This window comes from Pseudomonas nicosulfuronedens (genome assembly GCF_005877905.1).
GTDB classification, from domain to species: domain Bacteria; phylum Pseudomonadota; class Gammaproteobacteria; order Pseudomonadales; family Pseudomonadaceae; genus Pseudomonas; species Pseudomonas nicosulfuronedens.
In genome coordinates this window covers 28,907-48,340 of record NZ_SWDV01000016.1, presented here as the reverse complement: position 1 = coordinate 48,340, position 19,434 = coordinate 28,907, and the positions used below count along the sequence as shown (strand labels likewise).

14 protein-coding genes are annotated in these 19,434 nt (G+C 63.1%); 12 read left to right on the top strand and 2 right to left on the bottom strand.

Annotated elements, in window-relative coordinates:
- Positions 1-7 precede the first annotated feature (7 nt).
- Entirely contained in the window at positions 8-778 is a 771-nt protein-coding gene (locus FAS41_RS14975) for a class I SAM-dependent methyltransferase (protein ID WP_138523541.1), read from the top strand.
- 49 nt (positions 779-827) lie between these two features.
- Positions 828-1,322, top strand: coding sequence for a YgjP-like metallopeptidase domain-containing protein (locus tag FAS41_RS14970; protein WP_138523539.1), 495 nt, complete (start codon positions 828-830; stop codon positions 1,320-1,322).
- Here the strand turns inward: FAS41_RS14970 and FAS41_RS14965 are convergent.
- Positions 1,316-1,783, bottom strand: a complete 468-nt coding sequence (locus tag FAS41_RS14965) for a hypothetical protein (RefSeq protein ID WP_138523537.1) — start codon at positions 1,781-1,783, stop codon at positions 1,316-1,318. The genes FAS41_RS14970 and FAS41_RS14965 overlap by 7 nt on opposite strands.
- A 176-nt stretch (positions 1,784-1,959) precedes the next feature.
- Positions 1,960-4,389 carry a penicillin-binding protein 1A gene (locus FAS41_RS14960; protein ID WP_138523535.1) on the bottom strand — a complete coding sequence of 810 codons (2,430 nt, stop codon included), beginning with the start codon at positions 4,387-4,389 and terminating at the stop codon, positions 1,960-1,962.
- A gap of 186 nt (positions 4,390-4,575) precedes the next feature.
- Between FAS41_RS14960 and FAS41_RS14955 the strand changes: the two genes are divergently transcribed.
- The 10 genes from FAS41_RS14955 (at position 4,576) to FAS41_RS14910 (ending at position 19,275) form a co-directional block, all read left to right on the top strand.
- Complete coding sequence (locus tag FAS41_RS14955) at positions 4,576-5,640, top strand: pilus assembly protein PilM (protein ID WP_017520515.1); 1,065 nt, start codon at positions 4,576-4,578, stop codon at positions 5,638-5,640.
- The gene (gene pilN / locus FAS41_RS14950; protein ID WP_138523533.1) at positions 5,640-6,233 is read left to right on the top strand and encodes a type 4a pilus biogenesis protein PilN; all 594 of its coding nucleotides are present in this window, start codon (positions 5,640-5,642) and stop codon (positions 6,231-6,233) included. Before FAS41_RS14955 ends, pilN begins: the two co-directional genes overlap by 1 nt.
- On the top strand, positions 6,230-6,886 hold the full coding sequence (pilO, locus tag FAS41_RS14945) for a type 4a pilus biogenesis protein PilO (RefSeq protein WP_138523531.1): 657 nt from the start codon (positions 6,230-6,232) through the stop codon (positions 6,884-6,886). The genes pilN and pilO overlap by 4 nt, the downstream gene beginning before the upstream one ends.
- Complete coding sequence (gene pilP / locus FAS41_RS14940; RefSeq protein ID WP_138523529.1) at positions 6,883-7,407, top strand: type 4a pilus biogenesis lipoprotein PilP; 525 nt, start codon at positions 6,883-6,885, stop codon at positions 7,405-7,407. The genes pilO and pilP overlap by 4 nt, the downstream gene beginning before the upstream one ends.
- A 53-nt stretch (positions 7,408-7,460) precedes the next feature.
- Positions 7,461-9,539 carry a type IV pilus secretin PilQ gene (locus FAS41_RS14935; protein ID WP_138523527.1) on the top strand — a complete coding sequence of 693 codons (2,079 nt, stop codon included), beginning with the start codon at positions 7,461-7,463 and terminating at the stop codon, positions 9,537-9,539.
- A gap of 8 nt (positions 9,540-9,547) precedes the next feature.
- Positions 9,548-10,066 (top strand): shikimate kinase AroK, encoded by a 519-nt coding sequence (gene aroK / locus FAS41_RS14930; RefSeq protein WP_138523525.1) that lies wholly within the window; start codon positions 9,548-9,550, stop codon positions 10,064-10,066.
- A gap of 50 nt (positions 10,067-10,116) precedes the next feature.
- Positions 10,117-11,223 carry a 3-dehydroquinate synthase gene (gene aroB, locus FAS41_RS14925; protein ID WP_138523523.1) on the top strand — a complete coding sequence of 369 codons (1,107 nt, stop codon included), beginning with the start codon at positions 10,117-10,119 and terminating at the stop codon, positions 11,221-11,223.
- Positions 11,224-11,229: 6 nt separating this feature from the next.
- Positions 11,230-12,921, top strand: coding sequence for an AAA family ATPase (locus FAS41_RS14920; protein ID WP_138523520.1), 1,692 nt, complete (start codon positions 11,230-11,232; stop codon positions 12,919-12,921).
- 462 nt (positions 12,922-13,383) lie between these two features.
- Positions 13,384-17,829: a glutamate synthase large subunit gene (gene gltB, locus FAS41_RS14915; protein WP_138523518.1), complete on the top strand. Its 4,446-nt coding sequence runs from the start codon at positions 13,384-13,386 to the stop codon at positions 17,827-17,829.
- 27 nt (positions 17,830-17,856) lie between these two features.
- On the top strand, positions 17,857-19,275 hold the full coding sequence (locus FAS41_RS14910; protein ID WP_138523517.1) for an FAD-dependent oxidoreductase: 1,419 nt from the start codon (positions 17,857-17,859) through the stop codon (positions 19,273-19,275).
- The last annotated feature ends 159 nt before the right edge of the window (positions 19,276-19,434 follow it).

Here is a 19,434-nt window from a genome sequence, read left to right as displayed (position 1 = left end):
AGGCACGATGACGGATGTACATGGCAGTGCGCAGGAAGGTTTCTCCCGTGAGGCGAAGGCATACGCCCACGGGCGCCCGGACTATCCCGACGAGTTGCTGGGCTGGCTCGGCGAAGAGCTGGGCATAGGTGACGGCAAGGAAGTGGTCGACCTCGGTGCAGGTACCGGGAAGTTCACTTCCCTGTTGCTGCGTACCGGTGCGCAGGTTACCGCCATCGAGCCAGTTGCGGCCATGCGGGAGCAGCTCAGCACTTCCCTGCCTGCTGTGAAGGTGCTCAGTGGCACGGCCCAGGCGATGCCGCTGGCGGCGGAAAGCGTCGATGCGCTGACCTGCGCCCAGGCCTTCCACTGGTTCGCCGACGCGCGGGCGCTGGAAGAAATCCATCGCGTCCTGCGGCCGGGTGGCCACCTCGGCCTGGTGTGGAATGTACGCGATGAACGCGTCGACTGGGTCGCCCAGGTGACGCGCATTCTCGAGCGCTACGAAGGCAGCACGCCACGCTTCCACACCGGGCAATGGCGTCGCGCCTTTGCCGGGTCGCGCTTCGAGGACCTGCGCCTGCGCGAATTCAGCTACCAGCACATCGGTCCGCCGGAGCAGGTAATTGTCGCGCGTACCCTGTCGGTGAGCTTTATTGCGGCGCTGCCCGAAGAGCAGAAGCAGCGCGTCACCGAGCAACTGCATGAACTGATCGCCACGCACCCGACGTTGAAGGGACGCAGCGAAGTTGCCTTCCCCTATCGCACCGAGGCCTACAGCACCCGCGCGCTGGCCTGACCGGGGAATGCGGTAGACTGGCGGACGTTTCCTCCGCCAGTCGTTTCCCATGCAGCCGCTTCGTTATCTCCAGGCCTATCCTCCACATCTCCAGGACCAGGTGCGCCAGCTCATCGAGCAGGACCGCCTCGGCGAGTACCTGGAGCGCCGCTATCCCGGTCGTCATGACGTACAGAGCGACAAGGCGCTGTACGGCTATGCCATGGACCTCAAGCAGCAGTACATGCGCACCGCGCCAGCGGTGGACAAGGTCCTCTACGACAATAAGCTGGATGTAGTACAGCGCGCGCTGGGCCTGAACACGGCAATCTCGCGCGTGCAGGGTGGCAAGCTCAAGGCGAAGAAGGAAATCCGCGTCGCCTCGTTGTTCAAGGACGCGGCGCCCGAGTTCCTGCAGATGATCGTCGTCCACGAACTGGCGCACCTGAAGGAGCGCGACCACAGCAAGGCCTTCTACCAGCTCTGCGAGCACATGCTGCCCGGTTACCACCAACTGGAGTTCGACCTGCGCGTCTACTTGACCTGGCGCGACCTGCCTCAGTAGTACAGGCGCCCCAGGTAGAGCAGAGCCAGGCACCACGGCAGCAACAGGGTGATGCCCAGGTAATGCAGCGCCTTCCGCGTGCCGCTCTCACCTCGGTTAACCCAATTGATCCCCGCCAGTACCAGCGCATAGACCGCGAGGCCCGCCAGCAGCCATTCGTATTGCTCTGTTGTAGGCGATACCGGGCCGAGGTGGGTATGGGTGAGGTGCCATGCGCAAAGGGCGATGGCCGGCACCAGGAGGGCCAGCGCCACCAGGATTCGTCCAGTGAGCTGCAGCAGAAAGGCGATGAGCAGTCCCGCCAGGCCGGTGCTGGCAATCAGCACGGCAAACAACTGGTCGAGATAGACAAGGTCGGGCATGGGCTCGAGTGAGCGGGGTTGCCCGAGCAGGCGCAGCAAAGGCGCGCCAAGCAGAAGGGCGATCAGGCAGAACAGCCAGCCAAACAGGGGGCGCGCCATCCGAGGCTCCTGATGAAGTTGCTGCGGGAAGCCCCTGACGCGCCGGATGGGGTCGGTCGCCTGGGGTTGTTCGCCGCCGCAAAGCCCAGATTAATCAATGATTTGGCTAAATGCCATTATTTTGCCGGGAATAATTCCCAAAAATGAGAAGGCCCCTCCGGGGAGGGGCCTTGCTGTCAGAACAGGTCGATCGGCGCTTCTTCATCCGCTGGCATGCCGCTGCCGGGAGCGCTGCCAGGCGCCAGTTCGTTCATCGACGGTGGCGTGTCTTCGTTCTTGAACAGTTCGAAGTACGCACCTGGAGTGCCCGGAGGTGCCGCACGGCCGGTGACCGGGTCGATGCGCAGGCTGACCAGGCCGGGCGGTTCGGGCAGCAGGTGCGACGGTTTGTCTTTCAGTGCTGCGCCCATGTAGCGCATCCAGATCGGCAGAGCGACGTTGCCGCCGTATTCGGCGCGGCCGAGGCTTTCCGGCTGGTCGAAGCCTACCCAGACGGTGGTCATGAAGTCGGCGTTGAAGCCGGAGAACCAGGCGTCCTTCGATTCGTTGGTGGTACCGGTCTTGCCAGCCAGATCGTCACGCTTGAGCGCCAGGGCGCGGCGGCCGGTGCCGCGCTTGATCACGTCCTGCAGCATGCTGGTCATGATGTACGCGGTACGCGCATCGATGACGCGCTCGGCAGCGGCCGGCTCGATAGTGGTCTTGGCCTGGCTCGGGTCATCGTTGCCGAAGGCGTCGGTGGCGGCCGGTTGCGGTTGCGCCTGCACCTGTTCCTCGTTCTGGGGAATGCTCGGCGGGTTGGCCTGGTACAGCACCTGCCCGTCGCGGCTTTCGATGCGCTGCACGATGTACGGCGAGACCTTGAAGCCGCCGTTGGCGAAGACGGTCCAGGCGCTGGCGATCTCCATGGGCGTCAGGGTCGCGGTGCCCAGGGCCATGGACAGGTTGGGCGGCAGGTCGTCCTTGTTGAGGCCGAACTTGCTGATGCAATCGCGTGCGCGATTGACGCCCAGGGCCTGGAGAATGCGGATCGACACCATATTGCGCGACTTGTACAGCGCCTCGCGCATGGGGATTGGGCCGAGGAAGGTATTGGTGTCGTTCTTCGGACGCCAGACCTTGTCCAGGTACTCGTCGTAGAACACCACCGGGGCGTCGTTGATCAGTGAGGCGGCGGTGAAGCCGTTGTCCAGCGCACAGCTGTAGATGAACGGCTTGAAGCTGGAGCCGGGCTGGCGACGGGCCTGGGTGGCACGGTTGTAGTTGCTCTGTTCGAAGGAGAAGCCGCCCACCAGTGCCATGATCGCGCCGTCCTGCGGGTTGAGCGAGACCAGGGCGCTCTGTGCGGCCGGCACCTGGGTCAGGCGCAACGAGCCGTCGTCCTTGCGCTGCACGCGGATCACATCGCCAGCCTGCACCACGTCGCTGGGCTGGCTGGGCATGCGGCCCATACTGTTGTTGCTCAGATAGGGGCGGGCCCACTTCATGCCGTCCCAGCTCAGGGCTTCTTCCTTGCCGTCACGGGTCATGACCATGGCGCCGCTCTTCTCGACCTGAGTGACGATGGCGGGTTCCAGGCCGCCGAGCGGGCGCTGCTGCGCGATGGCCTGGCGCCAGGCGTCACGAGTCTTGCCGGGGAGCCGCGTCTCGGGGCCGCGGTAGCCGTGGCGCTGGTCGTAGTCCTGCAAGCCTTCGCGCAGGGCGGTGTTGGCGTCTTCCTGCAGGTCGCTGCGCACCGTGGTATAGACGCGATAGCCCTCGGTGTAGGCGTCGCCACCGAAGCGGCCGACCAGTTCGGCGCGGGCCATCTCGGCGATGTATGGGGCTGCCAGCTCCGGAGTCTGGACGTGGTAGGACGCACCGACCGGTTCCTGGATGGCGGCCTGATAACGCTGCTGGTCGATGAAGCCGAGCTTGAGCATGCGCTCGAGAATCCAGTTGCGACGCTCCAGGCTGCGCGCGGCGTTGGCGAGTGGGTTGTAGCGTGACGGCGCCTTGGGCAGGCCGGCGATCATCGCCATCTGCGCCAGGCTCAGGTCCTTGATGGACTTGCCGTAATAAACCTGCGCGGCGGCCTCGACGCCGTAAGCGCGGTTGCCCAGGTAGATCTTGTTGACGTAGAGCTCGAGGATCTCGTCCTTGGTGAGCGAGCGCTCGATCTGCAGGGCGAGCAGGATCTCGTTGATCTTGCGAGAGAAGCTTCGTTCGTTGGTGAGGAAGTAGTTCTTCGCCACCTGCATGGTGATGGTACTGCCACCGGTCTGGATGTGGCCGGTCTTCAATAATTGCGCGGCAGCACGCATCAGGCTTTTGACGTCCACGCCATAATGGTTGGCGAAATTGTCATCTTCAGCCGATAACAGTGCGTGGGTGAAATCCGGGGGGATTTCAGCAAATCGAATCGGCGTTCGGCGCATCTCGCCAAACTCTGCTATCAATTTGTTATCAGCACTGTACACGCGCAGCGGCATCTGCAACCGCACGTTGCGCAAGGCCTCCACGGACGGAAGGTTCGGGCTGAGGTACAGATAGGCGCCGCTGAAACTGAGCAGCACTCCACAAATAATGGTGACGCAGGTCCACCACAGAAACTTCAGCAGGCGCATCGGGAAGGTCTTGGATTTCCAGAGAAAAGAAAGAGTTAAGCGGATGGCGCGGTAAAAAGGGAAAAGCTGATCACATTATAAGCAGTTTTTTTGCTGGCGAGCCATTTGCGAAGCTGTCAAGTCTGGTATCTAATGTGGAAAAACATAAATCGTCCGTAAGTCTCGGATGCTGATAGGAAATCAGTCGTGCTAGGGCTCTTCAATAAGAAAGCGAACACGCTGCTGGGGATAGACATCAGTTCGACTTCGGTCAAACTTCTCGAATTGAGCCGCTCTGGAGGCCGCTACAAGGTAGAGGCCTACGCTGTCGAGCCGCTCCCGCCCAATGCAGTGGTAGAAAAGAACATCGCTGAGCTGGAGGGTGTCGGCCAGGCGTTGTCACGTGTGGTCGCCAAGGCGCGGACCGCAGTGAAAACGTCTGCGGTCGCGGTAGCCGGCTCGGCGGTCATCACTAAAACCATCGAGATGGACGGCGGTCTCTCGGACGACGAGCTGGAAAATCAGCTCAAGATCGAAGCCGATCAGTACATCCCCTATCCCCTCGAAGAGGTCGCGATCGACTTCGAGGTGCAGGGCACGTCCGCACGCAACGCGGATCGCGTCGATGTTCTTCTCGCCGCTTGCCGGAAGGAGAACGTCGAGGTGCGCGAAGCCGCGCTGGCGCTCGCGGGTCTGACGGCCAAGGTTGTCGACGTTGAAGCCTACGCGCTGGAGCGAGCATTCAGTCTGCTGGGAGACCAGCTGGGCGGCAATGCCGACGAGCTCACAGTTGCGGTGGTCGATATCGGCGCCACCATGACTACGCTCAGCGTCCTGCACCATGGCCGCACCATCTATACGCGTGAGCAGCTTTTCGGCGGGCGTCAGCTCACCGAGGAGATCCAGCGTCGCTATGGACTGTCGGTCGAGGAAGCGGGTCTCGCCAAGAAGCAGGGCGGTCTTCCGGATGACTACGACAGCGAAGTACTGCAGCCGTTCAAGGACGCCGTGGTTCAGCAGGTGTCGCGTTCGCTGCAGTTCTTCTTCGCGGCCGGCCAGTTCAACGATGTGGACTACATCCTGCTGGCGGGAGGCACTGCGTCCATCCCTGACCTGGATCGCCTGATCCAGCAGAAGATCGGTACTCCGACCCTGGTGGCCAACCCCTTCGCCGACATGGTGCTGAGCGGTAAGGTCAACGCCGGTGCGCTGGCCAGTGATGCGCCCGCGCTGATGATTGCCTGCGGTCTGGCGATGAGGAGTTTCGACTGATGGCACGCATCAACCTATTGCCGTGGCGGGAGCAGCTGCGCGAGGAGCGCAAGCAGCGCTTCCTGGTGATCCTGGGTGCCGTTCTGCTGGCTTCCGGGGCGATCGTTTTCCTGGGTGATCAGTACTTCAACTCGGCCATCGAGAACCAGACTGCGCGCAACGACTTCCTGCGCAAGGAAATCGCCGTGCTGGATGCGCGCATCAAGGAGATCAGCGAGCTGAAGACCCGTCGCCAGCAATTGCTGGAACGGATGAAGATCATTCAGGACCTGCAGGGCAACCGCCCGATCATTGGCCGCGTGTTCGACCAGCTGGTCCGCACCTTGCCCGATGGCGTCTACTTCACTGAGCTGAAGATGTCCGGGAAGTCCATTGCCATTGCCGGCGCGGCCGAGTCCAACAATCGCGTCTCCAACCTCATGCGCAACCTCGATTCGTCGGAGTGGCTGACTTCGCCGAACCTGACTGAAGTGAAGGCTATTACCCAGGGCGCCCTGGATCAGGCGAATGTCTTCCAGTTGACGGTGCAACAGACCCAGCCCGGCAGCGAGGAGCAGGACAAGCAGAGCACCCCGCAAGGAGCCAAGAAATGAGTCTGGCCAGTTCTCTGGAGAGCTTGCGCAAGGTCGATATCAACGACCTTGATCTGAACAACCTTGGTTCCTGGCCGGCAGCCGTCAAGGTCATCGCCTGTATCCTGCTGATGGCTGTGGTTCTGGCGCTTGGCTACAACTTCCATCTGAAGGAACTGCAGGAGCAGCTCGACCGCAATCGTGAGGAAGAGCAGACCCTCAAGCAGCAGTTCTCGACCAAGGCCTTCCAGGCGGCGAACCTGGAAGCCTACAAAGGGCAGATGAAGGAGATGGAAGAATCCTTCGGCGCCTTGCTGCGTCAGCTGCCGAGCGACACCGAGGTGCCCGGCCTGCTGGAAGACATCACCCGCACTGGCCTGGGTAGTGGTCTGGAGTTCGAAGAGATCAAGCTGCTGCCGGAAGTGACCCAGCAGTTCTATATCGAGCTGCCCATCCAGATCAGTGTCGTGGGCGGGTACCACGATCTGGCGACCTTCGTCAGTGGCGTGTCCAGCCTGCCGCGGATCGTGACGCTGCATGACTTCGACATCAAGCCGGCGAGCACGGACAGCACCTCCAAGCTGCGCATGAGCATCCTGGCGAAAACCTACCGCTACAACGACAAGGGCGTTAAGGCCCCGGCGGCTGGAGCCAAGACAGGAGCTAAGAAATGAGGGGGCGCCTGATCATTTGCAGTTTCCTGCTCCTGTCCTTGAACGGTTGTGGCTCGGGTAGTGATTTTGCCGACCTGCAGAGCTACATGGACGAAGTCCGCGCTCGCCCGAAGGGGACGATCGAGCCGATGCCCAAGTTCCAGACCTATGAGGCCTTTACCTATAGCGCTTCGTCCCTGCGCAGTCCCTTCCAGCCGCCGGTGAAGATCGACCTGGCGGTCAAGCAGAAGGGCAACAGGGTTATCAAGCCCGATGAAACACGGGTCAAGCAGTTCCTCGAGGGCTTCAACATCGAAACCTTCGAAATGGTCGGCACCCTGGCCAAGGACAGTCAGGTATTTGCTCTCGTGAAAGGTGCAGGAGGGGTGCATCGGGTACGAGTGGGTGACTACCTTGGACGCAACGACGGCAAGATCGTTGCGATCAACGAAGCCAAGATCGACGTGATTGAAATCGTTCCTGATGGTGAGGGTGGCTGGCTGGAGCGTCCGCGCAGTCTGACTCTCAAGGAACGCTCCTAAGGGCGGGGATGAACATGGATAACAAACAGCAGTCTGCACGACGGATTCAGACGATGAATAGAAAGCTTTCCCGCCTCGGCATTTCCGTGCTCGCGGCCGTATTCGCGCCGGCCCTGCTGGCCGCGAACCTGCAGAGTGTCGATGTCGCGGCACTGCCGGGCGATCGTGTGGAGCTGAAACTGGGCTTCGACGAACCGGTGGCCGCACCGCGTGGCTACACCATCGAGCAGCCGGCGCGCATCGCGCTTGACCTGCCGGGTGTGCACAACAAACTGGGCAGCAAGAACCGCGAACTGGGAGTGGGCAATGCCCGCAGCCTGACCGTGGTCGAGGCGAAGGACCGTACTCGCCTGATCGTCAATCTGGCGACCCTGGTGCCGTACAGCACCCGTGCGGAAGGTTCGAACCTGTACGTCGTGGTCGGTGCGGGGGCAGCGACTTCCAGCTCCTACGCGTCTGCAGCGCCGGTAGCTGCTCCGGCCGCCAAGCCCGCTCAGCCCAAGCCGTACGTCCCGGCTGGCAAGGCGATTCGCAATATCGACTTCCAGCGTGGCGAGCAGGGTGAGGGCAATGTCGTGATCGATCTGTCCGATCCGACTGTCAGCCCGGACATTCAGGAGCAGGGCGGCAAGATTCGCCTGGACTTCCCGCGTACCCAGCTGCCGGACAACCTGCGCGTTCGCCTGGACGTGAAGGACTTCGCTACCCCGGTTCAGCTCGTCAATGCTTCCGCGGTCGGCGACAAGGCCAGCATCACCATCGAGCCGACCGGTCTGTACGACTATCTCGTCTACCAGACCGATAATCGCATGACCGTCAGCATCAAGCCGCTGACCCAGGACGATGCCGAGAAGCGCAAGAAGGACACCTTCGCCTATACCGGTGAAAAGCTCTCTCTGAACTTCCAGGACATCGATGTGCGCTCGGTGCTGCAGTTGATCGCTGACTTCACCGACCTGAACCTGGTGGCTTCGGATACCGTGCAGGGCAACATCACCCTGCGCCTGCAGAACGTACCGTGGGATCAGGCGCTGGACCTGGTGCTCAAGACCAAGGGCCTGGACAAGCGCAAGGTTGGTAACGTGCTGCTGGTCGCGCCAGCTGACGAGATCGCGGCTCGCGAGCGTCAGGAACTGGAGGCGCAGAAGCAGATCTCCGAACTGGCTCCGCTGCGTCGCGAGCTGATTCAGGTGAACTACGCCAAGGCTGCGGACATCGCCAAGCTGTTCAGCTCAGTGACCGGCAGTGGTGGTGGCGCTCCGGGCGTCGCAGCGGCTGCACAGGGCGACAACCGCGGTTCGATCACCGTGGATGACCGTACCAACAGCATCATCGCCTACCAGACCCAGGATCGCCTGGATGAGCTGCGCCGCATCGTCGCCCAGCTGGACATCCCGGTCCGTCAGGTGATGATCGAGGCGCGCATCGTCGAAGCCAACGTCGACTACACCAAGGAATTGGGTGTGAACTGGAGCGGTTCGCTCTCCGGACACGGCAACTTCGATGTCTCCGGCGGCACCAACAGCACCGGCAATACCTTCGTTGACCTGGGCACGTCAAATGCCACCCCGACATCGGGCATCAGCATCGGCTTCACCACCAACAACACCATCCTGGACCTCCAGCTCAACGCGATGGAGAAAACCGGTAACGGTGAAGTGGTGTCCCAGCCGAAGGTCGTTACCTCGGACAAGGAAACCGCGAAGATCCTGAAAGGCTCGGAGATTCCCTACCAGGAAGCCAGCTCCAGCGGCGCGACCTCGGTGTCCTTCAAGGAGGCGGCGCTGTCGCTGGAAGTGACCCCGCAGATCACCCCGGACAATCGCATCATCATGGAAGTGAAGGTCAACAAGGACGAGCCGGACTACGCCAACGCCCTGAACGGCGTGCCGCCGATCAAGAAGAACGAGGTGAACGCGAAAGTGCTGGTCAACGATGGCGAAACCATCGTGATCGGTGGCGTGTTCTCCAACACCCAGACCAAGTCCACGGCCAAGGTGCCGTTCCTGGGCGACGTGCCGATGATCGGCCGCCTGTTCAAGAACGACTATGTGACCGACAGCAAGAACGAGCTGCTGGTTTTCCTTACCCCGCGGATCATGAATAATCAGGCCATTGCAATCGGCCGTTGATCAATGTCGTGTCCAATTTGATTCTGGTAGGCCCGATGGGAGCTGGTAAAAGCACCATCGGGCGTCTTCTCGCCAAAGAGCTTCACCTCGTCTTCAAAGATTCGGATAAAGAGATCGAGCAGCGCTGCGGAGCCAACATCCCCTGGATATTCGATGTCGAGGGCGAGGCTGGCTTCCGCGAGCGTGAGCAGGCGATGCTGGCCGAGCTGTGCGATGAAGGGGGCATGGTCATCGCCACGGGCGGCGGCGCCGTCATGCGCGACGCCAATCGGCTCATCCTCAAGGGTGGCGGCAAGGTGATCTACCTGCACGCTTCGGTCGAGCAGCAGATTTCCCGTACTGCGCGTGACAAGAATCGCCCGTTGCTGCAGAAGCCCAATCCGGAGCAGATTCTTCGCGATCTCATGCAGATGCGCGATCCGCTTTATCGCGAAATTGCCGACGTGATCATCGAAACCGATGAGCGGCCTCCGCGTATGGTCGTCCTGGAGATCATCGAGCGCCTGCGTGAGTTGGAGCGCCATTAACGGCGCTGCAATCTGCGGTATCCTAGTCCCCTTTCTTGCCTGGGGGTTTCATGCGCACACTCAACGTCGATCTGGCCGATCGCAGCTACCCGATCTATATCGGTGAGGGGCTGCTGGATGATCTGCGCTACTTCGAGCCGCATATCCGCGGTCGCCAGGTAGCCATCGTCACCAACGAAACCATCGCGCCGCTGTACCTGGATCGACTGCAGAAGACCCTGGCCGGCTACAAGGTCACCACGGTCGTGCTCCCCGACGGCGAGGCCTACAAGCAGTGGGAAACCCTGCAGCTGATCTTCGATGGCCTGCTGACCGCGCGCCATGATCGCAAGACCACCCTGATCGCCCTCGGCGGCGGCGTCATCGGCGACATGACCGGTTTCGCCGCGGCTTGCTACCAGCGCGGTGTCGACTTCATCCAGGTGCCGACTACCCTGCTGTCCCAGGTGGATTCCTCCGTGGGCGGCAAGACCGGCATCAACCACCCGCTGGGCAAGAACATGGTCGGGGCCTTCTACCAGCCCCAGGCCGTGATCATCGATACCGCGACCCTGAAGACCTTGCCGCCCCGCGAGCTGTCGGCAGGGCTGGCGGAAGTGATCAAGTACGGCTTCATCTGCGACGAGCCTTTCCTTACCTGGCTGGAAGCGCACATGGACGACCTGCTGGCGCTGGAGCCGACTGCGCTGACCGAAGCCATCGAGCGTTCCTGCGCGGCCAAGGCCCGCGTAGTCGGTGCCGACGAGAAGGAAACCGGCGTCCGCGCCACGCTCAACCTGGGCCATACCTTCGGCCACGCCATCGAGACCCACATGGGTTATGGCGTCTGGCTGCATGGCGAAGCCGTGGGTGCGGGAACCGTGATGGCACTTGAGATGTCGCATCGGCTGGGATGGCTGACAAAGGCCGAGCTCGATCGCGGCATCCGCCTGCTCGCCGCGGCGAAGCTGCCGGTGGTCCCGCCGCAGGAAATGAATGCCGAGCATTTTCTCGAGCACATGGCTGTCGACAAGAAAGTGCTCGATGGCCGTCTGCGTCTGGTATTGCTCCAAGGGCTGGGGGGCGCGGTCGTGACCGCCGAATTCCCCCGTGAGATTCTGGAAGAAACACTGCGCGCTGACTACCAGGCACTGGTCGGTCAGGCAGGAGAACACTGAGGTCCCATGTCCAGCTTGCATGCCGATGAGGCCTTCCTGGCCCACTACCAGTTCAGCCACGACCCTTTCGCACCGCGGGTTCCGGGCTTCAAGTTCTTCCCGGCGCAGCGCAAGCCCGTACTGGGCCAGCTGCACCACCTGGCTCGCTACAGCCAGCTGCTGCTGGCCGTGACAGGTCCGCTGGGCAGCGGCAAGACCCTGTTGCGCCAGGCCCTGGTGGCCAGCACCAACAAGGATGCTGTCTCCAGCGTGGTGATATCCGGTCGCTCGGTGACCGACGAAGCCACTCTGCTGCGCCAGCTCGCGCAAGGCCTGGGTATCACCCAGACCAGCATCGAGGCGATTCTCGCCAAGGTCGCCCAGCTGGCGATCACCGGCCAGGATGTCTATCTGCTGGTCGATGACGCCGAGCAACTGCGTGACGACGCCCTCGAAGTCCTGCTGCTGCTGGCCGCTGGCAATTCCGAAGCGCGCCTGCACGTCTTCCTGTTCGGCGAGCCTGAGTTGCTGTCGCGCCTCGAAGTGCTGTCCGAGGGCGAGGAGCGCTTCCACGCCATCGAGTTGCAGCCGTACAGCGAGGAAGAGACCCGCGAGTACCTGGCGCAGCGCCTCGAGGGTGCGGGGCAGGGTATCGAGCTGATCTCGGCTGACCTGCTGGCCGACATCCACGAACAATCCGGCGGCTGGCCCGGCACCATCAACCAGACCGCCCGCGACGCGATGATCGAAGCGATGCTGGCCGATCGCAGTGGTGAGCGCAAAGCAGCTGGCGCTGGCTTCAAACTGCCGAAGAAGCACCTGGCGATCCTCGGCGTGGTCGCCATCGGCGTCATCGCCGCCTGGTTCATGCAGGGCAAGACCACCAAGCCGGAGACTGCGAGCAACACTGCCGCGCAGACTTCGTCGCAGCTGCCGTTGGGCGGCGCCGCTACTCCGCAGCCGAATGCGCAACCGCAGCCGGATGCCCAGGGCAATGGCCCGTCGGTGGAATTCGCTGGGTCCAACCAGCCTCTGCCCCTGCCGCTGGTGGGTGAAAGCCAGCCGGTGATCCGTGAGCCCATGGCCCAGGCCGGCGGCCAGGAAGATGCCGATGAAGGCGGCATGCCGTCCGCGGCTATCCCTCCGACCGTGACCACCACCGCGCCTCCGGTGACGCCGCTGGCCAACAACGGTCCCAAACCGCTCAATCCTGTCCCGGCGGCTCCGGTCCAGCAGCAGGCCGCCATCCAGCCGGCTCCGACTCCGACGCCCACCCCGCGTCCGGAGCCGGTCAAGCCCGCCGCCACTGCACCGGCCAAGCCCGTCCAGGCCGCCAAACCGGCAGTGACCAAGCCTGCTACCACCGTCGCCAGCGCCAAACCAGCGACCGCCGCCAGCAAGCCCGCGGCAGCAACCGGTAGTGCTGGCGGCAGCAGTTGGTACCAGTCCCAGTCCGGCTCGCGCTATTCCGTGCAAGTCTTGGGTACCGGCTCCGAAGCCAGCGCCAAGGCCTTCATCAGCCAGCAGGGCGGCGGCGAGTATCGCTACTTCCGCAAGAACCTGCAGGGCAAGCCGTTCTACGTCGTGACCTATGGCAGCTTCGCCGACCGCGCCTCCGCGCAGGCGGCGATCAAGAAGTTGCCGGCGAAGATCCAGGCCTCCAAACCCTGGGCTCGTCCTTTCTCCAGCATCCAGCAGGACATCGCCGGAGCACGCTGAAAGGTCGCACTGTCGCGAAAATGAAAAAGCCGAGCCCCATCCCCTGGGGCTCGGCTTTTTTATTGGGTTGTTTCTTTTGCTGCATTCTTATAAAAATGCGACATCGGGTGTCGGCAGTGCGTCAAAAAAAAGCAGTGACGTCGCTTTCCTCGTGTGTACAATGACCTCCCTTTGCCTATCGGAAACTTGCCGCTTGAGCGAGTAGACAGGCGAAGTGCTTGAAGAGGGTCTGCTGACGTTTCGTCATGGCCAGGGCCGGAACCGCCGCCACGTTGGGTAAGACGTGGCAACTCGCGCGGAACGGTCATTCCAGGTGAACCAGGGGCTACAACGGCGCTGCACGATAGAGGCGGCCCGAGCCTTTAGGGTGCGCGGGAAACGAGCCTGCACGGCGAAACAGGGCGATGGCGAAACGTCAGCAGACCCTGGAATTTATAAAAGTTTTGCCGGTGAGAGTTCCCTATGAAAGCAGGTCTGTACCATCCTGAGACGTTCAAGGATAACTGCGGATTCGGTCTGATCGCCCATATGACGGGTGAGGCAAGCCACGAACTTCTGCAAACCGCCATCGAAGCACTGACCTGCATGACCCACCGAGGTGGGATCAACGCGGACGGGAAAACCGGGGACGGCTGTGGGCTGCTGATCCAGAAGCCCGACCAGTTCCTGCGCGCCGTGGCCAAGGAATCCTTCGCGACCGAACTGCCCGGCCAGTACGCCGTGGGCATGGTCTTCTTCAACCAGGACCCGGTGAAAGCCGAAGCCGCCCGCGCGAACATGAATCGCGAGATCGAGCGCGCCGGCCTGAAGCTGGTCGGTTGGCGCAAGGTGCCGATCGACACCAGCGTGCTGGGTCGCCTGGCGCTGGAGCGTCTGCCGCAGATCGAGCAGGTGTTCATCGGCGGTGAAGGCCTGTCCGACCAGGAATTCGCGGTCAAGCTGTTCAGCTCCCGTCGCCGCTCCTCCGTGGCCAACGCCGAGGATGCCGACCACTACATCTGCAGCTTCTCGCACAAGACCATCATCTATAAGGGCCTGATGATGCCGGCGGACCTCGCCGCCTTCTATCCGGACCTCTCCGACGAGCGCCTGAAGACCGCCATCTGCGTCTTCCACCAGCGCTTCTCGACCAACACCCTGCCGAAATGGCCGCTGGCCCAGCCGTTCCGCCTGCTGGCGCACAACGGCGAGATCAACACCATCACCGGCAACCGCAACTGGGCCCAGGCCCGTCGCGCCAAGTTCGCCAACGAGTGGATGCCGGACCTGGACGAGCTGGGCCCGCTGGTCAACCGCGTGGGCTCGGACTCCTCCAGCATGGACAACATGCTCGAGCTGATGGTCACTGGCGGCATGGACATGTTCCGTGGCCTGCGCATGATCATTCCGCCGGCCTGGCAGAACGTCGAGACCATGGACGCCGACCTGCGTGCGTTCTATGAATTCAACTCGCTGCACATGGAGCCGTGGGACGGCCCCGCCGGCGTCGTGCTGACCGACGGCCGCTACGCCGTCTGCCTGCTCGACCGCAACGGCCTGCGCCCCTCGCGCTGGGTCACCACCAAGAACGGCTACATCACCCTCGCCTCGGAAATCGGCGTGTGGGACTACAAGCCCGAGGACGTCATCGCCAAGGGCCGCGTCGGCCCGGGCCAGATCCTCGCGGTGGACACCGAGACCGGCCAGCTGCTGCAAACCGAGGACATCGACAACCGCCTGAAGTCGCGCCACCCGTACAAGCAGTGGCTGCGCCAGAGCGCGCTGCGCATCCAGGCCACCCTGGACGATGACCAGGGCGTTGCCAGCTACGATGGCGACCAGCTCAAGCAATACATGAAGATGTTCCAGGTCACCTTCGAGGAGCGTGACCAGGTGCTGCGCCCGCTTGCCGAGCAGGGCCAGGAAGCGGTCGGCTCGATGGGCGACGACACCCCGATGGCGGTGCTGTCCAAGCGCATCCGCTCGCCGTACGACTACTTCCGCCAGGTCTTCGCGCAGGTCACCAACCCGCCGATCGACCCGCTGCGCGAAGCGATCGTGATGTCCCTGGAAACCTGCCTGGGCATCGAGCAGAACATCTTCGAAGAGTCCCCGCACCACGCCAACCAGGCGATCCTGACCACCCCGGTGATCTCCCCGGCGAAGTGGCGGACCCTGATGAACCTGGAGCGTCCGGGCTTCGACCTGCACCACATCGACCTGAACTACGACGAGTCCGTTGGCCTGGAAACGGCCGTGCGCAACATCGCCGACCAGGCCGAAGAGGCCGTACGCGCGGGCAAGGTGCTGCTGGTGCTGTCCGACCGTCACATCGCCCCCGGCAAGCTGCCGGTGCATGCGGCCCTGGCCGTCGGCGCCGTGCACCATCGCCTGGTACAGACCGGCCTGCGTTGCGACTCCAACATCCTGGTGGAAACCGCCACCGCCCGTGACCCGCACCACTTCGCGGTGCTGGTGGGCTTCGGCGCGTCCGCGGTCTACCCGTTCCTCGCCTACGAGGTGCTGGCCGACCTGATCCGCACCGGCGAAGTGCTGGGTGACCTCTACGAGGTCTTCAAGTACTACCGCAAGGGCATCTCCAAGGGGATGCTGAAGATCCTCTCGAAGATGGGCATCTCCACCATCGCCTCCTACCGTGGCGCCCAGCTGTTCGAGGCCATCGGCCTGTCTGACGAAGTCACCGGCCTGTGCTTCCCGGGTACCCCAAGTCGCATCCAGGGCGCGCGCTTCCTCGATATCGAGAACGAGCAGAAGCTACTGGCCAACGAAGCCTGGAACAACCGCAAGGCGATCCAGCAGGGTGGCCTGCTGAAGTTCGTCTACGGCGGCGAGTACCACGCCTATAACCCGGACGTGGTGAATACCCTGCAAGCCGCCGTGCAGCAGGGCGACTACGCCCGGTTCAAGGAATACACCGCACTGGTGGATAGCCGCCCGGTGTCCATGCTGCGCGACCTGCTCAAGGTGAAGCCTGCCGAGCAGCCGCTGAGCCTGGACGAGATCGAGCCGCTGGAGTCCATCTTCAAGCGCTTCGACGCCGCCGGTATCTCCCTTGGCGCGCTGTCGCCGGAGGCCCACGAGGCCCTGGCCGAAGCCATGAACCGCCTGGGCGGTCGCTCCAACTCCGGTGAGGGCGGTGAAGACCCGGCGCGTTACGGCACGCTGCGCAGCTCGAAGATCAAGCAGGTGGCCACCGGCCGCTTTGGCGTGACCCCGGAATACCTGGTCAACGCCGAAGTCCTGCAGATCAAGGTGGCCCAGGGCGCCAAGCCCGGCGAAGGCGGCCAGCTGCCCGGTGGCAAGGTCAACGGCCTGATCGCACGCCTGCGCTATGCGGTGCCCGGCGTGACCCTGATCTCGCCGCCGCCGCACCACGACATCTATTCCATCGAAGACCTCGCCCAGCTGATCTTCGACCTCAAGCAGGTCAACCCGCAGGCGCTGGTATCGGTGAAGCTGGTTTCCGAGCCGGGTGTCGGCACCATTGCCGCCGGCGTGGCCAAGGCCTACGCCGACCTGATCACCATCTCCGGCTACGACGGCGGTACCGGCGCATCGCCGATCACCTCCATCAAGTACGCGGGTTCGCCGTGGGAGCTGGGCCTCGCCGAGGCGCACCAGACCCTGCGCGGCAACGACCTGCGCGGCAAGGTCCGGGTGCAGACCGACGGCGGCCTGAAGACCGGCCTGGATGTCATCAAGGCGGCCATCCTCGGCGCCGAGAGCTTCGGCTTCGGCACCGCGCCGATGATCGCTCTGGGATGCAAGTACCTGCGCATCTGCCACCTGAACAACTGCGCCACCGGCGTCGCCACCCAGAACGACAAGCTGCGCAAGGACCACTTCATCGGCACCGTGGACATGGTGGTGAACTTCTTCACCTTCATCGCCAGCGAAACCCGTGAGTGGCTGGCCAAGCTTGGCGTGCGCAGCCTGGAAGAACTGATCGGCCGCACCGATCTGCTGGAAATCCTGCCGGGCGAGACGCCCAAGCAGGGCAACCTCGACCTCACGCCGCTGCTGGGCAGCGACCTGATCCCGGCCGAGAAGCCGCAGTTCTGCGAAGTCGAGAAGAACCCGCCGTTCGACCAGGGCCTGCTGGCCGAGAAGATGGTCGAGTTGGCCCGTGGCGCCATCGAAGGTGCCAAGGGTGGCGAGTACGAACTGGACATCTGCAACTGCGACCGTTCCATCGGCGCGCGGATTTCCGGCGAGATCGCCAAAGTCCACGGCAACCAGGGCATGGCTAAAGCGCCGATCACCTTCCGCTTCAAGGGCACCGCGGGCCAGAGCTTCGGCGTGTGGAACGCCGGCGGCCTGCACCTGTACCTGGAAGGCGACGCCAACGACTACGTCGGCAAGGGCATGACCGGCGGCAAGCTGGTCGTCACCCCGCCCAAGGGCAGCCCGTTCAAGTCGCAGGAATCGGCCATCGTCGGCAACACCTGCCTGTACGGCGCCACTGGCGGCAAGCTGTTCGCTGCCGGCACGGCGGGCGAGCGCTTCGGTGTGCGCAACTCCGGCGCCCACGCCGTGGTTGAAGGTACCGGTGACCACTGCTGCGAATACATGACCGGCGGCTTCATCTGCGTTCTGGGCAAGACCGGCTACAACTTCGGCTCCGGCATGACCGGCGGCTTCGCTTATGTCCTCGACATGGACAACTCCTTCGTCGACCGCGTGAACCATGAGCTGGTTGAAATCCAGCGGATCAGCGGCGAAGCGATGGAGGCCCAGCGCAACCATCTGCGCAAGGTGCTGGTCGAGTACGTGGCGGAAACGGCGAGCGAGTGGGGCGCACATCTGCTGGAGAACCTCGACGACTACCTGCGTCGGTTCTGGCTGGTGAAACCGAAGGCTGCCAGCCTCGGTTCCCTGCTGACCAGCACTCGTGCCAACCCGCAATAAGCGCCTGAAGTTTGATGAGGTCTGAAAATGTCTGAACGTCTTAACAATGACTTCCAGTTCATCGAAGTCGGGCGCAAGGATCCGAAGAAGAAGCTTCTTCGCCAGCGCAAGCGCGAGTTCGTGGAAATCTACGACCTGTTCAAGCCGCAGCAAGCGGCTGACCAGGCCCACCGTTGCCTGGGTTGCGGCAACCCGTACTGCGAGTGGAAATGCCCGGTACACAACTTCATCCCCAACTGGCTGAAGCTGGTCTCCGAAGGCAACATCCTCGCGGCTGCCGAACTGTCCCACCAGACCAACACCCTGCCGGAAGTCTGCGGCCGCGTGTGCCCGCAGGATCGCCTGTGCGAAGGCGCCTGCACCCTGAACGACGGCTTCGGTGCGGTCACCATCGGCTCGGTGGAGAAGTACATCACCGACACCGCCTTTGCCATGGGCTGGCGCCCGGACATGTCCAAGGTCAAGCCCACGGGCAAGCGTGTCGCCGTCATCGGCGCGGGCCCGGCGGGCCTGGGCTGCGCCGACGTGCTGGTGCGCAACGGCGTGTCCCCGGTGGTGTTCGACAAGAACCCGGAAATCGGGGGCCTGCTGACCTTCGGCATCCCCGAGTTCAAGCTGGAGAAGCAGGTGCTCTCGCGCCGTCGTGAAGTCTTCACCGGCATGGGCATCGAGTTCCGCCTGAACACCGAGATTGGCAAGGACGTCACCATGGAGCAGCTGCTCGATGAGTACGATGCCGTGTTCATGGGCATGGGCACCTACACCTACATGAAAGGCGGCTTCCCCGGCGAGGACCTGCCCGGCGTGCACGATGCGCTGGACTTCCTGATCGCCAACGTGAACCGCAACCTGGGCTTCGAGAAGTCGCCGGAAGACTTCGTCGACATGAAGGGCAAGCGCGTCGTGGTACTGGGCGGTGGCGACACCGCGATGGACTGCAATCGCACCTCCATCCGCCAGGGCGCCAAGAGCGTGACCTGCGCCTACCGCCGCGACGAAGAAAACATGCCCGGCTCGCGCAAAGAGGTGAAGAACGCCAAGGAAGAAGGCGTGAAGTTCCTCTTCAACCGCCAGCCCATCGCCATCGTCGGCGAGGACAAGGTGGAAGGCGTGAAGGTGGTCGAGACCCGTCTCGGCGAGCCCGACGCCCGCGGCCGTCGTAGCCCCGAGCCGATCCCGGGTTCCGAGGAGATCATCCCGGCCGAAGCCGTGCTGATCGCCTTCGGTTTCCGCCCGAGCCCGGCCCCGTGGTTCGACCAGCACCAGGTGGAGATCGACAGCCAGGGCCGCGTCATTGCTCCGGCTGCTTCGCAGTTCAAGCACCAGACCAGCAACCCGAAGATCTTCGCCGGTGGCGACATGGTCCGCGGTTCCGACCTGGTGGTGACGGCGATCTTCGAAGGCCGCACGGCCGCCGAAGGCATCCTGGACTACCTGGGAGTCTGATCGTGACGTCGTAGGATGGGTGGAGCCTGTGATACCCATGCGGACGATGGGTATCGCTTCGCTCCACGCCATCCTACGAAGAGAAAGCGCAGCGACAAACTGTCGCGATGGACGAAAGGCACGGCACCCGCCGTGCCTTTTCTTTTGGGCTTTGCGAAA